18 protein-coding genes are annotated in these 24,879 nt (G+C 45.8%); 8 read left to right on the top strand and 10 right to left on the bottom strand.

Annotation, left to right across the window (positions count from 1 at the left end):
* Positions 1-376: 376 nt before the first annotated feature.
* The 6 genes from A1OO_RS11250 (at position 377) to A1OO_RS11225 (ending at position 7,986) form a co-directional block, all read left to right on the top strand.
* On the top strand, positions 377-1,585 hold the full coding sequence (locus A1OO_RS11250; protein WP_016959925.1) for an AAA family ATPase: 1,209 nt from the start codon (positions 377-379) through the stop codon (positions 1,583-1,585).
* A gap of 4 nt (positions 1,586-1,589) precedes the next feature.
* Positions 1,590-2,558, top strand: coding sequence for a ParB/RepB/Spo0J family partition protein (locus A1OO_RS11245; RefSeq protein WP_016959924.1), 969 nt, complete (start codon positions 1,590-1,592; stop codon positions 2,556-2,558).
* Positions 2,559-2,629: 71 nt separating this feature from the next.
* The gene (locus A1OO_RS11240) at positions 2,630-4,747 is read left to right on the top strand and encodes a tRNA(Met) cytidine acetyltransferase TmcA (RefSeq protein WP_241819096.1); all 2,118 of its coding nucleotides are present in this window, start codon (positions 2,630-2,632) and stop codon (positions 4,745-4,747) included.
* Entirely contained in the window at positions 4,744-5,493 is a 750-nt protein-coding gene (locus A1OO_RS11235) for a phosphatase (RefSeq protein WP_016959922.1), read from the top strand. The genes A1OO_RS11240 and A1OO_RS11235 overlap by 4 nt, the downstream gene beginning before the upstream one ends.
* Before the next feature lie 145 nt (positions 5,494-5,638).
* On the top strand, positions 5,639-6,028 hold the full coding sequence (locus tag A1OO_RS11230) for a PilZ domain-containing protein (RefSeq protein WP_016959921.1): 390 nt from the start codon (positions 5,639-5,641) through the stop codon (positions 6,026-6,028).
* A 299-nt stretch (positions 6,029-6,327) separates the two neighbouring features.
* Positions 6,328-7,986: a DUF342 domain-containing protein gene (locus A1OO_RS11225; protein ID WP_017003072.1), complete on the top strand. Its 1,659-nt coding sequence runs from the start codon at positions 6,328-6,330 to the stop codon at positions 7,984-7,986.
* Positions 7,987-8,099: 113 nt separating this feature from the next.
* Here A1OO_RS11225 and A1OO_RS11220 read toward each other — a convergent pair whose 3' ends face one another.
* The 8 genes from A1OO_RS11220 to A1OO_RS11185 form a co-directional block, all read right to left on the bottom strand.
* On the bottom strand, positions 8,100-10,217 hold the full coding sequence (locus A1OO_RS11220) for a type I secretion system permease/ATPase (protein ID WP_016959919.1): 2,118 nt from the start codon (positions 10,215-10,217) through the stop codon (positions 8,100-8,102).
* The gene (locus A1OO_RS11215; RefSeq protein ID WP_016959918.1) at positions 10,210-12,141 is read right to left on the bottom strand and encodes a bifunctional diguanylate cyclase/phosphodiesterase; all 1,932 of its coding nucleotides are present in this window, start codon (positions 12,139-12,141) and stop codon (positions 10,210-10,212) included. The genes A1OO_RS11220 and A1OO_RS11215 overlap by 8 nt, the downstream gene beginning before the upstream one ends.
* A gap of 6 nt (positions 12,142-12,147) precedes the next feature.
* Positions 12,148-12,816 carry a transglutaminase-like cysteine peptidase gene (locus A1OO_RS11210; protein ID WP_017003071.1) on the bottom strand — a complete coding sequence of 223 codons (669 nt, stop codon included), beginning with the start codon at positions 12,814-12,816 and terminating at the stop codon, positions 12,148-12,150.
* Between the two features lie 16 nt (positions 12,817-12,832).
* Complete coding sequence (locus A1OO_RS11205) at positions 12,833-13,426, bottom strand: OmpA family protein (RefSeq protein WP_017003070.1); 594 nt, start codon at positions 13,424-13,426, stop codon at positions 12,833-12,835.
* Positions 13,427-13,429: 3 nt separating this feature from the next.
* Positions 13,430-14,749, bottom strand: a complete 1,320-nt coding sequence (locus A1OO_RS11200; RefSeq protein WP_017003069.1) for a TolC family outer membrane protein — start codon at positions 14,747-14,749, stop codon at positions 13,430-13,432.
* A gap of 54 nt (positions 14,750-14,803) precedes the next feature.
* Positions 14,804-16,204, bottom strand: a complete 1,401-nt coding sequence (locus A1OO_RS11195; RefSeq protein ID WP_017003068.1) for an HlyD family type I secretion periplasmic adaptor subunit — start codon at positions 16,202-16,204, stop codon at positions 14,804-14,806.
* Positions 16,205-16,386: 182 nt separating this feature from the next.
* A complete protein-coding gene (locus tag A1OO_RS11190; protein ID WP_017003067.1) occupies positions 16,387-17,694 on the bottom strand; it encodes a sigma-54-dependent transcriptional regulator in 1,308 nt (435 codons plus the stop codon).
* The gene (locus A1OO_RS11185; RefSeq protein WP_017003066.1) at positions 17,691-19,499 is read right to left on the bottom strand and encodes a sensor histidine kinase; all 1,809 of its coding nucleotides are present in this window, start codon (positions 19,497-19,499) and stop codon (positions 17,691-17,693) included. The genes A1OO_RS11190 and A1OO_RS11185 overlap by 4 nt, the downstream gene beginning before the upstream one ends.
* 155 nt (positions 19,500-19,654) lie before the next feature.
* Between A1OO_RS11185 and pdxH the strand changes: the two genes are divergently transcribed.
* On the top strand, positions 19,655-20,293 hold the full coding sequence (gene pdxH / locus A1OO_RS11180) for a pyridoxamine 5'-phosphate oxidase (protein ID WP_016959911.1): 639 nt from the start codon (positions 19,655-19,657) through the stop codon (positions 20,291-20,293).
* 102 nt (positions 20,294-20,395) lie between these two features.
* On the opposite strand, the gene A1OO_RS11175 is transcribed toward pdxH, so the two are convergent.
* Positions 20,396-21,103, bottom strand: a complete 708-nt coding sequence (locus A1OO_RS11175; protein WP_016959910.1) for a helix-turn-helix transcriptional regulator — start codon at positions 21,101-21,103, stop codon at positions 20,396-20,398.
* Positions 21,104-21,588: 485 nt separating this feature from the next.
* Positions 21,589-23,427, bottom strand: a complete 1,839-nt coding sequence (locus A1OO_RS11170; RefSeq protein ID WP_016959909.1) for an SUMF1/EgtB/PvdO family nonheme iron enzyme — start codon at positions 23,425-23,427, stop codon at positions 21,589-21,591.
* Between the two features lie 660 nt (positions 23,428-24,087).
* Between A1OO_RS11170 and A1OO_RS11165 the strand changes: the two genes are divergently transcribed.
* A complete protein-coding gene (locus A1OO_RS11165) occupies positions 24,088-24,861 on the top strand; it encodes a helix-turn-helix domain-containing protein (RefSeq protein WP_017003065.1) in 774 nt (257 codons plus the stop codon).
* The last annotated feature ends 18 nt before the right edge of the window (positions 24,862-24,879 follow it).

The raw sequence follows: 24,879 nt of genomic DNA, 5'->3' as shown, positions 1-24,879 counted from the left end.
GATGATCAAGATAACGGGTTTCGGATGATTTTTGGCATGAGGCGCAGCGTTTTTAGAATATTTATGGATGAAATTACAGACTTTGATATTCAAAATGCGCTTGCCGTAATCTAGCCACCCTTTTACACCGTTCCGGAAGATGTTTTGTACTAGCCGTTTTAGCTAATGGTTTACAATGTAAAAAGGTGACGCCGTAACACTTTTAAAGTGCGAATATTCTACCGTTGATTAGTCACATTTTTTTGCGCAGTTTTTCATTGATTTTCCATAGAGTGACCATGATCTTAATTATTTAGCAGCCCGTTCAGCTTTTTATTGTAAGTGCTGTAATTTGCTGTACACTTTATTTCAATTCTCTTTTATGGCGAAAAGAAAAATGAATAGGGAAAAGACGATAGAAAACCTGCAGTCGATTGCAGAACAAACTAAGCAAGTGCAGGCGGACAGAATTGAAATCGTGATGGAAGAGCGTCACGACCAATTGTTCCCTCCAATGTCAAAAGCCTTAATGGAAACTCGATCAGGATTGACGCGTCGTAAACTTGATGAAGCGATCACTCGAATGGAAGAGGCGGGGCATCAGTTTACCAAGAACAACGCCAATCATTATTCTATTACTTTAGATGAAGCACACCAGATCATGGAATCGGCAAAGATGCCGGCTTTCTATCAAGGTAAAGGTGCAAACCACAAGCCTTGGGTGATCAATATTCAGAACCAAAAAGGCGGCACCGGTAAATCAATGAGTGCGGTGCATTTGGCAGCGTGTCTGGCGTTGAATCTGGAAAAGCGATACCGTATTTGCTTGATTGACCTTGACCCACAGGGGTCGCTACGTCTTTTCCTTAATCCGCAGATCAGCGTGACAGAGCAGGAGGGTATCTATTCTGCTGTCGATGTCATGTTGGAGAACACACCACAAGAAGCCGATAAAGAGTTCATGATGAAGAACGTACTGTTATCGACACAGTACCCGAACTTGAAAACGATCGCTGCTTTTCCTGAAGATGCCATGTTCAATGCAGAAGCTTGGCAAAATCTAGCAACCAATGGTTCTTTGGACATTGTCAGACTCCTGCAAGAAAAAGTGATTGATAAGATTGCAGATGAATTTGATGTGATCATGGTAGATACCGGACCACACATTGATCCTCTAGTATGGAATGCAATGTATGCTTCAAATGCATTGCTTATTCCTTGCGCCGCGAAGCGCCTTGACTGGGCATCGACAGTGAATTTCTTCCAGCATTTGCCGACCGTTTACGAGATGTTCCCAGAAGACTGGCCTGGATTGGAGTTTGTTCGACTGGTACCAACCATGTTTGAAGACGACAATAAGAAACAGGTATCGGTATTAACAGAAATGAATTATCTGTTGGGTGATCAAGTGATGATGGCAACGATTCCGCGTAGCCGTGCATTTGAAACCTGTGCAGACACCTACAGCACGGTGTTTGATCTAACTTCACAAGATTTTGAAGGTGGTAAAAAAACGCTGTCTACCGCGCAAGAAGCGGTTCATCGTGCAGGACTGGAGCTTGAGCGTGTGCTTCACAGTCACTGGTCGCAACGCAATCAGGAGTGATTAAATGGCCATTAAAACCTCTGAACTAAATGCTCGTTTGTTTGGCAAGGCTGACAAGCGACGCGCAACCACTGCGCAAGAAGCTCAAAAAGCAGCGTCAGAAAAAGCGACTGTTATTGAATTGTCTGTGGCGGGTGAAGCGACCGTAGAATTTGAATTGGTGCGTGTTGCATCGGCTGACGTGGTATCACGTACATCAGTGTTTGCAGAAAATGCACGCGAACAATCGTTTTTGAACGAACTTGCCCTGTCAGACATTTTGGTGACGCTGAAAGATCGTGGGCAGCAATACCCTGCTGTTGGTCGCTGGCTTGAAGGTAACAAGATTGAAGTCCTCGACGGTAGCCGCCGTCGTATGTCTTGTATTTTGGCGAACCAAGATTTTCTTGTTTATGTCGCCAAAGGCATCAACAGCAAGCATGCGAAGTTCTTGTCTGATGTTGCGAATGCACATAAACCGTTGTCTCTTTTCGAGCGTGGTAAAGAAATGCAAACCATGCTTGACCGAGGCGAAGTGCTGGATCAAAAAGAACTCGCTAAGGTCTGTCAATGTAGTGAGGCTTTGGTGAGTGGTGCATTGAAAGCGGCGGCATTGCCTCTTCCGCTTTTGCAGGCCTACCCGAGTGTTGGTGAGCTAGGTCGACCAACCATTGTGAAACTTCACCGTCTGTTTTTCTCGCTAACAGATGAAGAACAAGCAGCGTTCCTAGCGAAACTTGCTGAGTCGCCTGTTTGGCAGACTGTCGATGCAGCAGGTGTTAGTCGTATTACGCGCGAAGTGACGCTGATTCTGGAACAATGGTCTGATGCATTGAAGCCTAAAGCCGCTAAGCCAGAAGCGCCATCTACAGAGCTCGTCAAAGGCCGAGCGAGTTACCGCCGTAAAGGTGATTCTCTGGCCATTAATCTCAAAAAGATGAGTGAAGAAGACGCTTCGGCGATACTCGACTTTATTCAATCTCGACTCGCGTAACGTCTTATACGTTTTGACAAAAACGTGCCTTTTGGCACGTTTTTTTTTGAATCCAGCAGTGTTCCGGTATCATGAAACCGTTATCGATGATGAATGGCGACACTGTGGCTTCTGATCCTATCTCTACTCTACTTTCCCTACATGCAATGGCTCAACGCGATTACGTGCGCATTCCTGTCTTTGTAAGTGGCGACCAAGATTTTTTGTCTTTGTTGCTTAACGCGTTGCCAAATATCACTTTGGTTAGCGATGATTGGGATTTTCCTGATCGCCTTTTTTGGCGACAAGCTAAGCAACTATTAGGGCAAGAAACCCACACGCTCGCGCTTGATGTTCGCCAGCACATTGATGTCGAAAAGATATGCGCGATTAGTGGTTGCATCAAAGGTGGGGAACTACTCCTGTTTCTTGTGGGTGATGGTGATGAACCACAAAAAAATGAATCACTTTTCCGCGATCGCTTTCTGTCATTTGCTTCTCATGCAAATGCAGCGACGATCTGCCAATCTGGCTTTATCTCTATGCCTACGTTAACTCTCTCAGACACTCGAGAGATCTTACCGCGATTGGACACCGTCACAACGCCTGATCAGGTTAAGGCAATTGATGCAATCGAACGTGTGTTGTCAGGACATCGGCGTCGTCCCGCGCTTTTGGTTGCTGATAGGGGACGAGGTAAGTCCTCTACAATGGGGATGGCGGCTGCCTCTATCATGCATTGCAGTAAAAAACGCATCGTGGTGACCTCTCCGTCTGTGGCTAACGTCGATACTTTGTTTCAACACGCAGCGCGTCAATCTTCATTGCAAAATACTCCGCTGCTACGCAAAAACAAATATGGCTATGTAGCTGAAAATGGCAGTGAGCTGCTGTTTGTTGCGCCAGACGCTCTACTTCAAGAAACGCCAGAATGCGATCTATTGATGATTGACGAAGCGGCTGCTATTCCCTTACCGATGCTTGGACAAATACTCAAATGTTATAGCCGAATTGTATTTTCGTCGACAGAACACGGCTACGAGGGAACAGGGCGGGCGTTCAGTACCCGTTTTAGATCGATGCTGGATGCCAAAGCGAAAGGATGGAAAGAAATCAGGCTCAAAGCACCAGTGCGTTGGGCGGAAAATGATCCGCTTGAAGCGTGGTTATTTGCTACTTTTCTTTTCGATGCCGAGCCGTATTTGCCTCTTGTGATTACTGACGTAGTCATTCGCGAAATCTCTAACAGTGAACTCTCTGCTGATGAAGGGCTGTTGAAGCAAGTGTTTTCATTGTTAGTGAGTGCGCATTACCAAACATCACCGAATGACCTGGTTCAATTACTGGATGGTGAGAACCAATCTGTGTTGGTCGCATTCCGAGGAGATGTTGCAGTTGGTGTGGCATTAGCGCAACGAGAAGGCGGCTTTGATGAAGCGTTGGCAAAAGAGGTTGTGAGCGGTAAGCGCCGTCTTCGTGGCCATCTTTTGGCGCAAAGTCTGGCGACACATACGGGAACACTCGATGCTCTTACCGATTCACTGCTTCGTATTACCCGCGTCGCTGTGCTTCCTTCCTGCCGTCAGCAAGGGATCGGACACGCGCTAATTGCTTCAGTAGAGCAGATTGCAAAAAGAAGTGACATTACTATTGTTGGCACCAGTTTTGGGGCGAATAGTGAACTTTGGCAGTTTTGGTCGTCAATGGGGTATCTGCCTGCTCGCTTGGGTGTGCAGAGGGATGCTGCCAGTGGCACATACTCGCTGCAATTGATTAAACCATTGGCTTGTTCGCTTGAATGGATTGGGGACCTGCACTCTTTGTTCAGCACGAATTTCCCGCACCAACTTAACGAGCAGTTTTCCACTATTGAACCTACGCTTGTCGCACAACTTTTGTTTTCTTCGATAGATATTAAGCCGCCCAGTGAGCAGATGCTCAAGCAGGTTGCCCTTTTTGCCAATGGTGCACTAGGTTATGATCTCGTCACTGGGAGTCTGTGGGTGTGGTTTGTTCATTGGTTGGCTACTCGAGATGACCCCGAAACTGATCAAATGCAATGTTGCGCACTCATTATGCGTGTCTTACAACGTCGCTCCTGGAAAGAAGTGGCTGAAGTTTTCGGCTACCAAGGACGGAAAGACACTGAAGCGTCCATTCGTCATTGGGTTGCAACACAACTACCAACTAACGAAAAGGAAATCGAATGAAATTTATCGCCGACACCCACACACATACGCTGGCAAGTGGACACGCTTATAGTACGGTGATAGAAAATGCGCAGGCTGCGGCTGAGGCAGGTTTGCTCTATATGTGTGTCACCGACCATGCGAGCAAAATGCCCGGCGCCCCGCATCATTGGCACTTTGTCAATCAACGCGTGTTACCAGATACGTTAAGTGGTGTGCGACTGTTACGTGGCGTTGAAGCTAACATTCTTAATGTTGATGGTGAGCTCGACATGCCAATCTATGTCTATGGCGAACTAGAGTGGGTAAATGCCAGTTTGCATGAGGCGGTGTTCCGCGCTACAGATTTGAAATCCCATACTCAAGCTATCATTAATGCGATAAAAACAGAGCGTGTTGATGCGATTGCGCATTCGGGAAATCCGTCTTATCCCATTGATGCTGAGGCTGTGGTCCGAGAAGCCGCCAATTCGGGTGTCGCGATTGAATTAAATAATTCGTCATTGAATGGTTCTCGAAAGGGCAGCGAACCAAATTGTCTAATTATCGCTGCGTTAGCAAAAGAATATGGCGCTTGGGTAACAACTGGTTCTGATGCCCATTTTGCTAACAACGTTGGCCAGCTGTCTAGCGTGGCAGAGATGATAAAAACAGTAGGTCTGTCCAAAGATCAGATTATCACTAGCGACGTTACCTTGTTTGAAGAGTACATTGCCAAGCGTCAATCGATCCGAAGAAAGCGTGTATTGGAAAATATGAATCGCTAAGCGATTTACACTGTAAAGCTGAAATTAGGGGGGATGATTTTAAGAACAGATACGTCTAGCTTTCAATACAAACGGTGTAACGAAACGCGAATATACTACAAGATTGCTACTATACGACTTGTTGGGTAGCAGGGTAGAGGCCAGTATGACAAAAGAATATGAAAAACTGTGTGATGTATTAATAGAAAAGTCTGGCGGTGAAAGTGAATGCAAGCGATTCCAAGAACGTGTTGAGTTGGGAAATGGCGGTATTCATGCGCGCTTGCATGTCGCCCCACATCATATAGATATCGAGCATGAAGAAAGTGAGTTTGGACATCGTGTCATCATTCGAGACGTTAGCCGAAGTGGTTTAGGCTTGGTCGCAGATCATGACATTGATTTAGATGCGGTATGTTTTCTCAAAGTCGCCGATGAGCCGCAACTGAAAGGCAGTCTCGTTTATCGTAAAAGTCATGAAGATGGAAAATACCGTTACGGGTTTAGTTTAGATGAGTGGTTATCGGATGAGACCCATCATACCTTGTCACCTTAGCAATAAAACGAAGTCGTTAATAATAAGTAACTTACTGATTTAAATGGCACACTTGAAGAGTGTGCTTTTTTTATGTCTGAATTGCGGCGATTAATGCGTATTCTGTTGCACCACAATGACTAAAACTCTCTATAATTCATTTATATGACATGCGTATCTTAAACGAGTTGTCTGTTATCTTTTTAATGCGATCTGATTCTAACTTGCCCTTAGAGGTGATTCTTTCTAGGTGTTTCATCTTGGTACAATGGGAATGTGATGTTAGTTCGTATTTTTAATGTTCTAATTTAGGGGATTACATGCTGCAGCAGCTTTTGCGGCTATCGAATGATGGTCGCAGGGTATATATGACCGTAGTGCCAAAGGCAGAGGAAGATGCGCCCCGCATAGAGAAGAAACATATTGTTGACTGGCTCAAAGAGAATAGTGTGGCCAGCTTTTTTCGTTTTGACGAAACAATAGATTCTGTTCTCGATAAGATGAATGCGTCTAATGAGGAATGGAAAGGGGAGCCTGATGATGTCGTTGTGGCTGAGCGTCGCGATGCGACGGTGAGTGCGCGCTTTGACGATCAGAAAATGACAGCTTTTTTGCGTGTTAGTGGTGCCTGCGGTGGTAACCCAATTAAAGGGAATGATTTGCTGACTTCTCTGAAGAAAGAGCAGATCGTTCGCGGTGTCAAAAAACAAACGCTGCAGAAGTTGCTGACAGCGTCATCACGCCTCAAACCAGGCGAATTCTTAGAAGTCCCCATTGCAGCAGGTAAATGGCCAACGCCAGGCGAGGATTCGAAGCTTGCTTACCTCGTGCAGGACAGTAAAGCTCGCGTACTGCGTCCGCAGCAGCGCGAGGATGGCACTGTTGATATGCGTGATCTCGGTAAGATGGTCACGGTACAAGAAGGTCAACCTCTTGCGAAGCGTATTCCTTCAACCAAAGGTATTGAAGGGTTCCGTGTCACGGGAGAAATTTTGGCTACAACGCCAGGTAAAAACATCCCCCTTAAGCTCTACCCTGGTAGTAATTACAGCCCAAATGATGAAAATGTGATTGTTTCTGATACCACCGGAATGCCAATATTGCATCCTGATGGTGTAGAAGTGGACAACGCGCTTTGCATGAAGTCGGTAACGGTTGCAACAGGTCACGTCGATTTTGAAGGTAGCGTTGTTATCAATGGCGACGTTAACTCAGGAATGAAAGTTCAAGCCACTGGCTCTATCACTGTGGGGGGTGTTGTAGAATCGGCGATACTTGAAGCGGGTGGTGACATTGTCATTCACAATGGCATTCTGGGAAGGCAAGTACAGTCAGACCAAGAAATCACAACCGTTATTAAGGCAAAAGGGTCAGTTGTAGCGAAATTTGCTCAGTACACAAAAATTGAAGCCAAAGAAGATATCACCATTAGTCAGCATGCGATGCATTGCACCACGATCACCGAGGGCAACCTTATCATTTGTGATCAGATGAAGCGCACGGGAACATTGACAGGCGGCAAGCACGTGGCGTTGGGCGGTGTACAAGTCGTTACGTTAGGCGCAGCTTCCGGTGTCCATACCTACATTCATGCTTTTACAGGATTGGGAGAACTCATGCAGGGAACACTTAACCTGTCAAAAGAGCTCGATCATGAACATGAGCAGTTGATGAAAGTGAAAGACGCTGAAATGAAGTTACTTCAGCAGCCAGCACACAAAAGACCGGATGAATTGATTGAGCGTCTCTCTTGGACTAAAACTCATCACTTTGAACGCATCGCTGAAATCAAAGCACTCATGGATAGCAGTGCGTCAGAGTTAAACACACTCTATCGCCGTTACTCTATTGAGGTGTTTAAAAACAGTTTCCCTGGCGCACATTGCCAAATTGGCGATACCTCTATTGATCTAACCAATGAATATGGTGCTTGCAAGATGGTGACTAACGGAAAAGAAATCAAACTCGAACCGCTATAGAAAATCTTCTTATACCGTCATTTACACTGTAAACAGTAAATGAATTTGTAATAGAGATAAAAAAAGCACCGAAAGGTGCTTTTTTTGATCGCGTGTCTTTTAAAGGAATAGCGTTATCCCGTTTTCTGAACTTTGCCTTCTTTGAGTGCTTGAAGAACGGCGGTCTTGGAGCCATCTGCCACAATGCTACCTTGTTCAATAACGATAATACGGTCAACGATATCGAGCATACCTGTTTTGTGTGTATTGATAATTAACGTTTCGTCTCTACGTAACGAGCCCAATTGCTGTTTGATGTATTGTTCTGAACGGTTATCCATCGCACTAGTGGGTTCATCCATCATTAATACAGGTGGCCGACCGAGCATTGCTCTTGCTAACGCGATAGCTTGACGCTGGCCGCCAGACAATTGATTGCCGCCTTCACCAACCTGACGTTCTAAGCCAGCGGGATCCCGTTGAGTAAAGGTGGTCACACCGGCACGATTGGCTGCATCCAAAATGTCTCTGTCATCAGCTAACGGGCGTCCAAGGGTGATGTTGTCGCGAATGGAACCAAAGAACAGAACTGGGTCTTGAGGAACACAGCCTATATTGCGTCGTATGTCGATATTGTGGATTTGGCTGATGTCTGTGTCATCTATCCTTACAGAACCCTCTGTGGGAAGATACAGACCCATTAACAAGCGGCTTAGCGTTGTCTTACCTGAGCCGATACGACCGATGATTGCGACTTTCTCACCAGGTAATATGCTTATTGAGATATCCCGCAGTGCAGCAACCTCTGAATTGGGATAATTGAAATTTACACGATCAAATTCAATCTTGCCTCTGATAATCGGACGGTGAATATAACGTTTTCCTTCTTCTTGCTCTGAGGGCATTTCCATCAACTGACTGATGATCGCCATTGCGGATCTTGCTTGGTTGTAACGGGTTGATAGCAAGGACAGCTGAACCAATGGACCTACAGCGCGTGAGCTCAGCATAGTCGCCGCAATCAAACCACCCATGGTGAGGTCACCATTGGCAATCAGATATACACCAAAAACAATCATGGCAACGCTGACAAACTGTTGAATAAAGCCTGCCGCATTCTGTATGGAGTCTGTCAGTCTTCGGGTTTTGATGCCCCAGTTAGCCATGTGTGCAACCGCTTCCTCCCAGCGGTATTGAAACTGGCTTTCAGCACCGAACAATTTGATGGTTTCGAGGCCAGCAAGGCTCTCAATCAAATTTGCGTTTTTTTGAGACGAAAGGCGAGACCCTTCTTCAATGGTATGACGCAGTGGTTTTTGAATGATCATGGCATGCACCATCAACACCAGTACTGCGAATATGGGTACAGCAACCAATGGTCCTGCCACTATCCATATAATAAACAAAAAGAAGAATGCAAAGGGTAGGTCGATTAATGCCGACACGGACGCTGAGGTGAAGAAATCCCGTATCGATTCAAACTCTTGCATGTGTCGGGCAAATGCACCAACGGAAGGCGGACGCGCCTCCATGCGAATCCCCATCACTTTTTGGAAAATGCGCGCAGAAATGAGCAGATCCGATTTCTTACCAGAGATATCGATGAAGTAACTACGTAGCATCTTGAGTACTAAATCGAAGATAAATATGACGAACACACCGCTGGCTAAAACCCAGAGGGATTCAAATGCGAGATTAGGGACAATTTTGTCATAGACGATACGAGAGAAAAGCGGTGTCGCAATGGCAAAGGTGTTAATGAAAACCGACGCGATAAGAACGTCTCTGTATATCGATTTTGATTCCCAAAGCGTACTCCAAAACCAGTGCCCAGTGCGTTCTTTTAATATTTCAGGAGAGCGTTCATCATATCTAAATCGCTTTTTGAGTAAGAATACTCGGCCAAGGTATTCTTCCTCAAGATCTGAAATTTGGACGACATTAGATGTGGTTTCAGTATGAGGGGCGACAATTTCGGCTTCCCCTTTTTTTTGGTCAATGCCGAGTAACACGCAAGCTTCGTTGCCTTTGAGCAATAAAACGCAAGGGCAAAGAAGTGATGATAAATCGGCAAGTTCCATTCTTGTTTCTTTGGCATCGATTCCAGCGCGCTCTGCCGCACGCGGAAACAAAAATGGCGACAAATAACCATCTGAAATCGGCAAGCCTGAAACTAAGGCATCAGGCGAGTTGGACTGACCGAAGTAACGGCTGACGTAAACCAAAGATTGCAAGAGCGGGTCTTTAACCATGATTCTCTACTTTCTTCTCGAAGATGAAGCCTTGGAAACCGCTAACAAACAGCTCTGAAAGCTTGTTGAGCTGCGCTTCTGTTTCCACACGAGTTGCAATGGTGGTTATGTTCAAGTTATGCGCAGTCCTGCAAATTGATGCTAGTACATGGCTTTGTGCTTCATCGTCAAGATTGCTGGTATAGGCAAAGTCTATCTTCACGTAAGAAGGCTTGAACTTGTTAAGGTAATCGAGTGACTGGAAATTCCGGCCGTAGTTATCGACACCAAATCCAAAATTGAAGCGATGCGCTTGCTCCGTTAGCAAGCTGACGTGATCAGGAAAGCGGACGAATACGCTTTCAGGAATTTCAAAAAACAGGCGACCCGCCAAATTACGGTGCTTTTGCATCGCCGTGCTCATCCAACGAATAAATGAGGCATTGGTGACACTGTTTTGGGTTAAGTTGATGGCGATCGGGCCAAGCGCTGGGTCATCAATTAGGCGCTCAATCATGTGATTCACAACATAGCGGTCAAATGATTCACCCAATTCTAATTGCTCGACGGCCCCCAAGAAGTGCGCTGCACCATAGTAATCTTGCCCTTTTTCTATCGCAGAAAAGACTTCCTGATGGATAACATTTTGGTCGCTTGTCGAAGCGGATTGAAATTTGAATACAAACCACTCGTGTGCGATGGCATCCAAAATCAGGGATTTCCATTGCTGTTTACCCATGGATGAATCGTTTGCAGTTTGATCTATCATCGAAATTGGATGATTCGGGGAATTTCGCGCTTGTGTAAGGGCGTTATCTGCTTGTGCAAGCAGGACACTTGGATCGCGGTTGACGGAGTTATTTACCGCAAGACCTATCGCCACCTTCGGAGGGCTGATACCCATTGGGTCGTGTTGCATGTCATTGACGATGGCCAAAAGACTTTCACCAATGATCATCAATTCTTCACTGCTGCAATTGGGTGCGAGAATAACAAATTCGTCTTTTGATATGCGTGACGCAGTGACATCTGCATCGCTAATCGTCGTATTCAGCTTTTTAGAAAACTGAGTCACGATCATATCACCTTGCTCAAATCCTTGGTTTTGATAGGTGTCACTGATTAAATCGACTTTGGCCATGACTAAGCCGCCCACTGCCGATTCCGTCAACCACGATTTCAACTGGCCCACGAAGAAGCTTCGGTTGCCTAGTCCTGAGACTGTATCTCGATAAGCATGCTCACGCAGCCTGTCCGCTTCTTTTGCCTGTTGGTCAAAATAGGCTTCCAACTGACTACTCATTTGGTTGATGGCTTTCACTACGGTTCTAAGTTCAGTGGTTGGAGGCAGTGGTATTGGGTCTCCGAACTTATTGCGAGCAATTTCTTTGGCACGGTCAGTGATCGTTGCGAGAGGCCGCAATGAACGACTGAGCTGGACAGCAATGATCAGCATCGCTGCGACAAACAATGCGCCAATCCATACACCAAGCTGGATAGTTGAATGCCACATCTCACGATAGGCATAGCCAGGGTGGGACACGACTTTTACCTCGGCAAGCTGCAGCCAACCGCTAGTAAATGTCCGCTCTTCGGTTATCACGGGGAAGAGGTCGAGAGCGATATACCAATTAGGTACCCCTTCAACAGTCACTGGATAGTTACGAATAATTTCGCTGCCGTCAGAGAGCATTTTGAGGCGAACTTCTTGATAGAAACCCCCATCAAACAAGGCATTAATGACGGACTCAGTGGCAACTTTGTCGTCGTCTTCTAGGTACGGTGCGAGCGCGAGCCCCATCGAATTGATTGTGTTGTTTACCTCAGCTGATTGCTGAGTCAGCAGGAAGTTACGAGTGGTGTTTAGTTCAATGCCCGTCACCGCTAAAATAAGCAGGAAGAAGATTGCCAACATCCATGTAAACAATTGCCGGTACAAAGTCATAGACGTTTATCCATCATAGTTTTTTATCGGTTTATTCAGCTTTACAGTACCCATTCGAGCTCTTAGATCGTTCCACAATCCCAAGCGTGATGATTTACCTGCAAGCTCACCTTTACCGCGTTCTTTCATAAGCCATAGCCTGCTACCGTTGAAACTGTAAACTGGGAGCAGATCTCGTCGTTTCGACGCCATTTTAATTTCAGGATCAATATTATCGAGCAAAACCGGCTCTGATGAGGCTGTGGGGTAATAAGCAACAACCATGTGAAATTGGTTGAGCTTAATGGCTTTTACGTAAACAAGCCTGAGCTTCTTGTCATCTATCCCAAGCTCTCTCAATGTAAAGTATTTAGCGATGCTAAAGTCTTCACAATCACCCGCCGCGCTACCCAAAAACTCGAGTGGCGTAGCCCAATAGTCCTTCTTTCCCCAGAGGTCGATATCGTTGACAAAATAGAGTTGGTTGAAAAAGTTGTTAACAGCAGCGAGCTTCTCTTTTTCTGAGAGGTTTGCTGAGTTAGCAACAACATTTCGCCACGCTGTCACACGTTTTCCAGCTCTATCGCCATAAAAATTTGCCACTTTCTCGATCCATTGAGAATCGGAGTCACTCAGCGCAAATGTCATGATCGACGGCAGAAGGAACAATAAAAATAGCGTCGCCCGCTTACGCATTAGGCGACCTCAAAAACTATTGTTCCCTTCGGGTAAAGATGGTCCATGCTTCTTTAATATCTCCTTTCAATCCTTTAACCCGGCCAACGACACGGCGATTAACGAGTTGCGTTGTTTCCGTATTGTCAGCGAGCATTAAGTCGCCTTCACCAAGACCAAGAATGGTGATGCGTTTGGCGTCTACGCCTCTTTCAATAAGTTGTGCTTGTACAGCTTCGGCACGCCGGACAGATAAAGCTGAATTGTAGTCATCCGACCCAATCGAGCTGGTATGTCCTTGAAGTTCAAGAGAGGTTTCAGGATAAAGCTTAAGGAATTCCGTCATTTTGTCCAGCGCTTCTAGGTAAGCAGTTTCGACAATTGCAGCGTCGTTAGCAAACTGAATTCTTAGCGAATTGTCACTTTCATGTAAAAGGTATGTTGGACAGCCGTCATTGTCGATAACAGCAATGTTTGGTGTGTCATCGCATAAGTCGCGAGCATTGATGACGCCATCGTTATCGGCATCAAGTAAATCTGAACGTTGCTCAGCGAGGGGAGGCGCGTCAGCGGATAAAGAGCAACCGCTGATGGCCAAAAGAATGCTGCTGAAAAGCAAAACGTGTTTCATGAATCAACCTTCTTTATCTATGACAGGTTCAAGCCATTCCTCGGGTACATCAATGCGTAGGGCGTCGAGTAAACTGCCCGTGCTGTTGAGTACGCGGTACTTGGCAGTGATATATGCGTAGTGAGCGTCTAGGTATGAGCGACGAGCCTCGAACAGTTCGTTCTCGGTGTTCAACAGATCGAGCAATGTTCTTCGGCCAATCCGAAACTGCTTTTCATAAGCGATCACGGTTTCAGATGCCGCATCAACATGTTGTGCTAGATACTTCTTCTGTTGCTCGGTAAGCTCATAGGCGCTCCACGCAAGACGGGTACTTTCGCCTAAAAGGCGAGACGCATTGTCGAATACGTCTTTGGACTTGTTAAGTTGGTAAGCGCTGCGACGAACATTTGAAAGGTCGCTACCGCCGTTGTAAATGTTAAAACGTAAACGCAACATTGCGCTGAATTCATTGACATCCTCTTCTACACCGTTGGCGTCGTTACTCCAATTTTGGCTAGCTTCAAAGGAGAGTGTCGGATAAAGGTTACCTTTGTTTTGTCTGTACTGTGCTCTTGCTGCATCGATATCGTAGGTTGCTAGTCTGATCACCGGATTTGTTGCATACGCAATCTCTAGGGCTTCAGCTTGGCTAGAAGGCATAAATAGGGTATCGACTTCCGGATCGACGGGTGATTCTAACGAAACACCAACGAGGCGGAAAAATTCAGTATGTGCGTCATCAAGATTACTTTTCGCCGCCAGCATGTTGGTAATTGAACGAGCAACACGGGCCTGTACCTGAGAGAGATCGGCGGTAGAGCCAATGCCTGATTCTGCACGTCGTTCGATATCCGACAGCATCTTCTCATGCACTACGACGTTAGCTTTAGACAGCGACAATAGTTGTTTAGCAAGCAATACGGCGACATAGGCTTCGGTGACTCTCAATGACTTATCTTGGGCATCGGAGAGAAGTTGATAGCGCTGCGCTTCAGCTTCAAACTCTGTGCGCTCTATATTATTGAGCGTTTTACTATCCCAAATGAGCTGCGTCAGGCTGATATTTGCATCTTTACGGTTGAAGTCTTTCTCTCCCGATGCTTGGGTGGAGCTGTTGTCGATGTGTTCGAAACCATAACCCGCATTGACATTGATATCGGGTAAGTATTCTCCTTGAGCGGAGTCAATGTCTTCACGATTACTCATAAAGTCATTAAAGGCACTTTTCAATTCCGGATCGGTGGCAATGGTCGTCGCTACGGCTTGTTCGACAGACATTGACCATGCAGGTGTACACAGCGCACTGATGGCTGAAGCGATAAGTAACTTTTTCCAATTCAAAACACATTCCCCTATAAATGACCGAAATATCAGTCCAACAGTTTTCTGATCAGCTTATTCTCGAAGTGCTGATTTCTGAGCTTGTAATATTGGTTTTAGTAGGTAGTCAAGAACGCTGCGCTTTCCTGTAATGATGTCTGTTGATGCCGTCATGCCAGGTATGATAGGCAGTTCTTTCCCATCTCCGATGTTGTTTGATTCGGTGCGAATTTTTACCAGATAAAAGCTGTTGCCTTCTTCATCCTGAATTGTATCTGCACTGATGGTTTCAAGGATGCCAGTGAGGCCACCATATACCGTGAAGTCATAAGCACTGAATTTTACGATGGCTTCTAACCCCGGACGCAGAAAAGCAATATCTTGCGGGGCAATTTTGGCTTCAATCAAAAGGTTGTCTTCACTGGGGACGATTTCCACTAAATCCATGCCAGGTTGAATAACGCCGCCAACGGTATTGACGTGGAGCTTTTTAATAGTGCCATCAACGGGACTTAGCACCACGGTGCGTTCCACTCTGTCAGCCAGCGTGACACGGGTTTCGGTCATCGCGAGTAACTTGTCTTCTACGTCGTTCAAGCGATCTTGCTGCTCACCACGGAATTTCAACGCGACGTCAATGTGCTTGAATACCATTTCCTGCAATGAAGATGATAAAGAGGGCACGGAAAGCTCTGCAGATGAAAGCTCTCTTTTGGTGTCATTCACTTGTCGTTGTAGTTTTAATAAATCGATTTGAGGAACGACCCCTTCATCGGCAAGCGGTTTGGTTATGTTGTATTCCTCTCGGGCGTAGCTATAGCTTTGTTTGAGGTTTTGAACCCGCGCTTTTACTTCAATCAGTTCTTGTTCTTTTTGTCGTATTTGTTGAGACGTCACTGAGAGCTGATTCTGCAAATTATTGAGTTTATCTCTGTATTCAGCGCGTTGACGAGACACCACTGAGCGGTGTTCTTCGATAAAAACTGGATCAAATTCGAGCGGCGTCCGGGGAAGGGTAACGGCTTGTAGCCAGTTGCCAATATCAGTATTGGGATCGACAACTACCGAATCAACCAGTGCTCGCAGTGTCACTGAATCGCCTCGCAAACTGGTTAACTCTTGGACACGCTCACGAAAATCTGAGCGGAACATAGTGTCATCAATCAACAGCAGCTGTTGCCCTTTGGTGACGACATCACCTTCTCGGATCAGTAACTCTTTGACTAAACCCCCTTCGAGGTTTTGAACCACTTGCAGTTGAGATGAAGGGATCACCTTACCCTGGCCGACAGTGACCTTGTCTAATTCAGCGAATGACGCCCAAAAGACACTGATGGAAAGAAATAGCACGATCACCCACAGCAGAACTCTTGCGCTTCTTGGTGTAGAGAGCAAAAGTGCGGCTGTTTTGTCGTCAATGTAATCAAGGTGTTCACTGGCTGGCAGTCTAGACCCAGACTGATCGCGTTTTGTCATTGTTTTACCAACTATAAAATCAACGAAACTTACTATGTAAGAGTAGTTTATCTATTAGATTCTCACTAATTTGAATCAGTCTACCGACTGTGACTCGTCTCAATACTCTTATGAATGAGAATATTGGAATCAATGTTGATCACAGTAAAAATGCGGGATGTAGAGGAATTGAAGGGGTGAACTCAACCCTTGAAGTTTTCTTTGTCTAGATGATGTTTTTTGAGCTTTTCGTATAGGGTTTTTCGCGCAAGTCCAAGTTCTGTTTGCACTTCTTTGAGCATGCCGTTGTGTCGATTGAGAGAATCAAAAAGTATTGCTCTTTCAACTTTTTGCATTCGCTCGCCCAGTGAGTCGTGTTCTTTTTCATGTTCGCTGCGGCTATCGTTTTCTAGTGATTGCTCACCCATCAATACCCAACGCTCTGCAAAGGTTCTGAGTTCGCGTACATTGCCATTCCAACGATGGTTCATGATCATGGTTTTGTGTTCTAGATCTAAATTCGGTGGGGCAATACCGAAACGCGAAGCTGTGGTTCGGAAAAAATTCTGGCAGAGCGTAATGATATCATCTCCTCGCTCTCTCAATGGTGGGAAGTGCAAAGTGGTCATGGATATAGAATCAAATAGAGGGGGAGAAAACATGTTTTGCTTTGTGCTATTAAGCAGATCAACCCTTGTTGATGCGATAATTCGAGGTCGAGATGACGAAGATAGTAAGGCGCTTATTTTGTCTTGCATACTTGGGGTGAGTGCCTCGATCCCATCGAGAAACAAGGTGCCTTTTCCTGCCGCGGCAATTTTACTGTTTTTGTAGGTGGATAAAGCAGTGAATGCGCTCTGCTCTGTGCCAAACAATTCGATTTCCATCAAGGCTTCGGGTATTTGTCGGCATTTGAATGAGAGGAAGGGTTCATCTTGTCGATTGCCATGATCGTGAAGAAATCGTGCAGCAAGCTCTTTTCCGGTGCCTCTTTCGCCTTGTAACAACACATCCCCTGATTGGTCTTTTAAATGGAATATTGAACGCCTAAGTTGTTTTATCAACTCGCAGTTACCAAGAATACGCGGGCCGGGTGCACTTTGGGTTTCGAGTTCACGTTTTAACTCGCGGTTTTCCATCACCAGGCGGCGTTTTTCGATACCACGGCGCAGCACATCTAGCAGGTGATCCGTTGAAAAAGGCTTTTCGAGGAAGTCATAAGCGCCCTTTCGCATGGCGGAAACGGCAGTAGAGATATCACCATGCCCCGTTAACATGACAACCGACAGTTCTGGATCGACGGACTGCGCTTTAGTTAGAAAGCTCATGCCATCCATGATAGGCATGTTGATGTCAGACACTATGACGCCTTCGAAGGAACTGTTGAGTTGGCTCAATGCCTCGGTGGCAGAGGAAAAGGTACGCGATTGGAACCCTTCAATTTCCAAGGTTTGACTCAATGCTTCTCGGATAGATCGTTCGTCATCGATAATCCATATTTCGTGCGTCATATTGGCGTATCCCCATCGTAAAGCCGTTGCAGGTTGACAATAAACTCAGCGCCACCAGAAGTATGGTCTCGCACTTGTAAACTGCCGCCAAATCCTTCGACGATTCGACGACAAATGGTGAGACCTAAGCCCAGCCCTTCTTTTTTGGTGGTATAGAAGGGCGCAAATATCTGCTTCTTCGTGTTGTTATCCATCCCCGGGCCATTGTCCCAAACGTGCAGTGACACGCGATCGAGGTGAGTTTCGACGGTAATGCCAATCTGCGCAGAAGCTGTGCTGGCGACCGATTGGGACGCATTACTTAGTAGGTTAAGAACCACTTGTTCAAGCTGGACGGTATCGGCATTCACTCGAAGACCTTCTTCTGGCACATTGCATTTGATGTGAATACCATTTTTATTGAAGCTCGCTTCTGAAAGTTGGATTGATGCCATCACCACATCGTCTATAGAGGCTCGAGATTTGCTGCTTTCGTTTTGTTTGCGGGCAAAGATTTTAAATCGCGCCACAATCTCCGCAACGAGCCCTATCAGATCATTTAACGTGGTTAAATTACTATTGACGGCGTCATAGCGTTCTTTTTGCATCAACTTGAGGCTGTTTTCAGTGTAAGTACGCATGGCTGCCAGAGGTTGGTTGATTTCGTGATTAATGCTGGCGGACATTTCTCCCAGCATGGCAAGCTTGGCGGCTTGAATGAGTTCTGACTCGGTTTGGCGCAACGCTTGTTGCGTCTCTTCGTATTGTTGAATACTCAGACGAAGCGCAGAGTTGGTTTCTTCGAGAGTTGCTGTGCGAGAAGCCACTTTTTGCTCTAGTTCATCATTGAGAATAGCGAGTTTTCTTTGTGTTTTAAGCGTTTGCAGCCAAGCGGTGATCACCAATATCAGCAGCGCATAGAAAGTCGCAAAAAGCAGCGTTGCTTGAATGACCACCGGCCAAATATTGCTAGTAGGGATAAAACCATAGATCCGCCATCCTGCGCTTCCCAGGTCGGTACTTGAGAGCAAAACGCTTTCTCTGTCTTGGGCCATAATGCCTAAAGACAGGTCTGACAAAGGCTTGGTTTCTTCTATGTCTTGATAGTCAGTTAGGTTACTGAGCGCCGAGTCGCCGTAGCGACGCGATGCGCGAATTGCATTTTTTTGATTTTCAGTGAGTATCGACAAGGATTGATAGAGCCATTCGTCACGAGAGCTATAAAACACAACACCTAGAGGGTCTGCGATCAGGTAATCAAACTTCTGTTGATCCCAGATACGATCAATGATTGAGAGATCGACTTTGAGCGTCAGTACGCCAGTGATTGTGACGCCATCCCATATTGGGTATGAAAAGTAATAGCCACGCTTATCTGATACCACGCCCAAAGCGTAGTATCGCCCTTTATTACCTTCAATAGCTTGCTGATAGTAAGGACGATAATTGTAGTTGTGACCGACGAAGCTTCCTTCTTCTTGATAATTACTTGAGGCGATGGTTAGCCCGTTACGATCCATCACATAGATGACATCGCTATTTAGGCGTGCATTCCAATCAGCCAGTAATTGGTTCGTGTTGGTGAGAAGACGTGTGCTTTTCGGGACTCGCAACATGCGTTTCAACCGTGGATCGGCAGAGAGAACAACGGGAATTTCACTGTATCTAGCCAATTCCGCCGCGAGTTTCTCTTGCAACTGATACACATCTGTTTTGATGTCGCTATCAAAACGCTTTTCGATGGAATAGTAAGTGAGAACAGCGACGAGAGAAGTCAAAAGCACACCAATGACAGTCACTATTGAAATAAAGAAACGTCGGCGCATAGCATCCCTGATAAATGACGGTTATAAATGGGCGAGTGGACCAGCGTGGCGTTTATGGACCTTACAAACGCGACCAAGACTTAAAGCCATGAAATTCGCTTGAGAAAAGCGTCCAGCCACCTCAAAATGACGAAAACAGAACTCGGAGCACCACAATGGATTTGTATGATATTCGAAGAGAATATAACCAAGGCGGATTGAGACGCAAAGACCTGCCTGAAAACCCTGTTCAATTCTTTGAACATTGGCTCAAACAAGCCATTGAAGCGAAGCTTCCTGACCCTACAGCAATGACGGTTGCCACGGTTGATGAAAACGGTCAGCCTTTTCAACGTATTGTGCTGCTAAAGCATGTGGATGATGGCGGCTTTGTGTTTTATACCAACCTTGGTAGCCGTAAAGCGAAGCAGTTGGCTGATAACGCGCGTATCAGCTTACATTTTCCATGGCACCCGTTGGAGCGTCAGGTACACATTACCGGAACGGCAGAAAAGTTGAGCAAGCTTGAGGTGATGAAGTACTTTCTTGCTCGCCCAAAAGAGAGCCAGCTTGCTGCATGGGCGAGCCGTCAGAGTGAACGCATTACTGCGCGTACCGCACTTGAAAGCAAATACATGGAGCTGAAACAGCAGTTTGAGAAGGGTGAAGTACCGGTACCCACTTTTTGGGGCGGTTTTCGCGTTAAGCCTTCTTCGGTTGAATTTTGGCAAGGCGGTGAGCACCGCCTGCATGACAGGTTTATCTACCAAGAAGAAAATGAGGGTGATTGGGAGATAGAGCGTCTTGCTCCGTAATTGCCTTGCCGTTTAGAAACCTATTTTGAAAAAGCAGCGTAAGCTGCTTTTTTGTCACTGTCTCTCTATTTTCCCTTTTATGCTCTCCTATTCAGAAGTGGTTCATTCTGATATCACCAATGCCATTTGCTGCCTCAGCAAGGTGTCAGGAATACAGGATCCAATGCCTAATTCAAGGGCTTTATCGACTAACTCGGTTTTACTCGAAGCGCCCAGTTTGATCCTGAGATTTGCAAAGTGATTTTCGACCGTTTTTACTGATACGCCCAATATCTTGGCAATGGACTGCGGTTTCTTGCCATAAAGGTGAAGAAAAAGCACCTCTGATTCTCGGGGCGTGAGCGGAGGTTGATGACAATGTTCACTCTCCTTCGTCGGTGGGCAGGGTGGCTCATGCCCTATCGCTTTACATATCCATTGCCCAACTTCCAACATCGCGCTGTTATTCACTGCTTGTCCATGAAATAGAATGCCTTTGATCTGTCCGTTATCGCTATACCACGGCACTTTGGTAAAGATATGGGCTCGCCATTGACCGTCTGGATAAGGATGAACGTTAAGGACACGCATGCAACGCCCTGATTTCATTACCTGTATGTCTTGTTGTTGGAAGATCTTTGCATAAGCAGATAACGGCTGAGACATATCGAAATCTGTTTTTCCGACGAGTGCATCCGGTGATATCGCGCCGACAAGCTCGGAAAATTCTTTGTTAACGTGCACAAACGTAGAGTCGGTGTTTTTACATCCCCAGCAGCCAGGCATTTGTTCGAAGATGGCATTAAGAGGAGGGAGAGGAGATATTTTCATAACACGATTAGGTGGATACCTTAACTTGCAGTGTATTGTAAGTGTTTACAATTTTTTGAGACTGTATCATATTTTGGGCGATTTAGGCGAAAAAAAACCGGCTCGTAGGGAGCCGGTAAAGACAAGAGTTTTGCTCATACGAGCATTGTCCTGTTCGACGTGTAGAAGAGACCATCTACTCTCGAGTATCTGGGTAAATGTATCGAGAATAAATGGGTCACCGAGGTAAATTCAGTGATGAAACAGCATCATACTGCAATATGTGCTGTTCAGTTATTACTATACGCAGATGCTAGAAAGTCGGGCAGGGGGGGAATGTACTAGTTTTCGATTTATTGACGAGTTTGTTTTTTATTGGGGATGTAGATCCCGGTTTGTATGTCTTGTGTTCTATGCATTTCTTGTGATTTTTATTTACCAAAGAAAAAGCCCGTCACGTGATGTGACGGGCTTTAAAGGGACTGAGTAGGAAAACGGTGGTTAAACTAGATGTTTCTTACCACACGGAACCCTAAATAGTTGGCACTTAAATCAGATTTCAGCTCTAAGCGTTCGGCAACACGAGCACTGCTTGGTGAAAAGCTCCAAGCGCCTCCACGAGCAACGGGAGCCCGACTTTCCGCCCATTCCCAAACGTTACCTGCGGTATCGTAAATACCGAAAGGATTGGCAGGAAAACTGGCTACTGGTGACGTACTTTTGTTTGACCAGCTGGTTCCGCTCCAGCCGGTATTGGCATTACCAACACCGATGTCGTTACCCCACCAAAAGTCTGACGCACTGCCTGCACGAGCAGCGACTTCCCACTGAACTTCTGAAGGCAATGTATAGTCGAAACCTGTTTGCTTGCTTAACCATTTTGAATAAGCCAGTGCATCGTCTCGGGTAATGCATACCACAGGCGCGTTATCAGCTTGTTCAAAGCCTGGCTTGCGCCAGTTATGGTTCAGTAGTTGTTTCGGTTCGCCGTTCACAAGAGACGTACAACCCTGCCCTTCTTCAGCTTCTGTCACATAACCGGTTGTAGCGACAAACTCACCAAATTGTTTCACTGTTACCGGCGTAGCAGCAATGGAGAAAGGTTGGTCGACAAGCACAGGTTGTTTCGCTTCAAAACCTACGTTGTATTGGCCTGCACCAATAACCACCATTTTGGGTGCTTGACGATTGTTCGAGAGTTTGTCAGCGAATTGCTTTCCCGGTTTAGGACGGTTCTCCTGCTCTCTTAAGCTCGCCCAAACGACAGAATCTTTGTTCATGTACATTTGACGGCTATACGCTTCGAACCCTGGCTTTTCGACAGTCAGCTGGTGCTGGCCTGCTGGAAGCATGATTTCTACCGGAGTAGAACCATAAGTGACGCCATTGATCGTAACGTTATCTTCAAAGCGATTTGAGCGGATTTTTACGTTTACCCAGCGTTTAGCTTGCTGCTTTGGCGAAGCCTTGGCAGAAGTGAATGATTTCTCAACACAATAGCGCTCAGCAAAATCGAGTAGCTTACAGGAAGCATTCTCGTCAGGCTGGCTACGCATTTCAGCTTGCATACGGGTGATATAACGGTTGTTTCCACTAAAGCCGCTATCTACCACGTTACTGTTCATCACATGAATGTTGAACGAGACACGGTTGGCATTGAGCTTGGCGGTAGAAGATTCCGTTACTTTATCTAAGACGTGTGATTGGAAAGTGTTGACCGCTTTTTGCATCGTCAGGGTTTTGCCCTGATTCGAACATGCTGCCAGCGTCATCGACTCGCTACACGTAATGGTATGCACGACTTCAATGGTATCGGCAAACGTCAATTCTTGACGAAGACGTTTCACGCGCGCTTCTTTTTTCGATTCTTGCAAATTGTCGAGTGCGCTTACCAACAGTTGTTTCTGGCGGTTTTCACCTTCAACAATACGTGTTTGTTCAGCGACAACTTGATCATTTTGAAGCGTCGATGTTTGATTTTCTTTTACAGCTTTCCATGCTGATTGATAATCATTTTTATACTGCGTGAGGTCAGTATCCGGATTTTCGATTAGGCGACGGAATTGTTCATCAAGACGCTCTTGCGCCATTGTCCGTCTCTTCTCTAGTTCAATCGCTTTACTTGCTAATGACTCTCGTTCTGCGAGCAAAGCATCCAGTTTATCTCTTTGCGTCTGGAGGTTTTCAGCGTGTAAGCCTATTTCACTTCTTTTATCAGCTAGCTTCTGCTCCAGAGCAACGACCGGATCATTGGTTGCTACATTGGTGTCATTGGCAAGCGATTGACCACTAAGAAGTATCGGCGATAACGCGAATACCAACGCGGTGATGCGATTACTTTTCATATGTCCCTTGCTTATTCTCAGAATTTCAATAGAAAAGCTTTGTCCCAAATAGCTAGATTAACACGTATGTGCTATTTAGCTCGTCCATGTTACTCATTATTTGATGCTTATCGTTATTAATCAATCTCTATCTTTTGATTAATAGCTCAGTAATTTTTACCCTTATTTAGATTAAGCCATAAATAGAGGGTGATGCTCACTTAATGATGGATAGAATAAGGTAATTATTGACGCATAATTATTATTTGGCGTCATAATTTTGACGTTTTGGGAAATAATGTTAATTCCGCGGGATGCTTAACGTGAATATGAAAAACGAAGGATCTTTTTCATCGGAACGATGATCATGGCGTGATCATGACAAGAAAGTATCGAAAGCATGATCAAGCGATGTATTTGCCACTACATTCAACTTAAACTAATTTAAGTTTTTGTTTTTATGTGATTAATGATTTTTCCCTATTTGGTCTTTGATTCGTGAACTTGAATGCCACTGAGATCTACAGCCAAATTTTGTTGAGATCATGCACAAAATCACAATCCAAATGACATTGCCCGTAGTTTGACCATCTCTTGATCATCTTTCCGTAGCGATTTTACTTCTTGTTTTCAGGGATAGCGTGGCAGAATAGAAGCAGTTAAGTCATCTATCATTATCCTATGGCATCTGAATTGAAGCACTCGCAAGTCATGGCATTACCCAACCATCCGTCGTTGCATGCGCACGACTACCGTCAGGTAGTGATTGGGTTGCAAGGCCAAACAGAGTTTGAGCTTTCTGGGCGCGGCAGTCTTGTCGGGCCGGGTCAAGGTTGCCTGGTGTCTGAGTCCGAGCTTCATGCGTTCTCTGGGCGTGGTCACAACGAGATTTTGGTGATCAACTTGCCAGATGCGGTGCTGATGGGTGAGCTGAGCATGAAACAGAAGGTCGATACCTTGTTTCAGCGCGACGCGTATTTTCAACTGGATAGCCAAGCGCAGGTATTAGTGAAAGCGTTGACAGCTGAAATGGTCGCCAATCCCGATGACCTTATATTGGGTAGAGCCTGCGCGGATACCTTACTTTGCGTCATGGAGCGACACTTTCGTGACCAGCTTGCACCGCGCCGCCAGGGTCATCGGCTTAACATGGATATTATCGACCTTTATATCCGTCAACATATCAGCCGTAAGATCAGTGTGGCGCAAATGGCAGGCTCGGTATTCCTGGCAGAAAGTCAGTTCCATCAGCTATTTAAAGCCCAAGTGGGCATGACGCCGCATCAGTACGTGCTGAAAAAACGCTTTGACCTTGCACAAGAACTGCTTTGTACCAGCGAACTCAATCTTACCCAGATATCAGACAGCTGTGGGTTCTCCTCCCAGAGCGGCTTTACCTCTGCATTCTCCCGATACTTTGGCATGTCGCCATCTCGCTTCCGCCAACAACACTGATCTAAATCATTAGATATG

Origin of the sequence: Enterovibrio norvegicus FF-33 (assembly GCF_000286835.2) — a bacterium.
Classification (GTDB): Bacteria; Pseudomonadota; Gammaproteobacteria; order Enterobacterales; family Vibrionaceae; genus Enterovibrio; species Enterovibrio norvegicus_A.
Note: the sequence above shows the minus strand (reverse complement) of the source record. Positions and strands in the feature narration are given on the sequence as shown.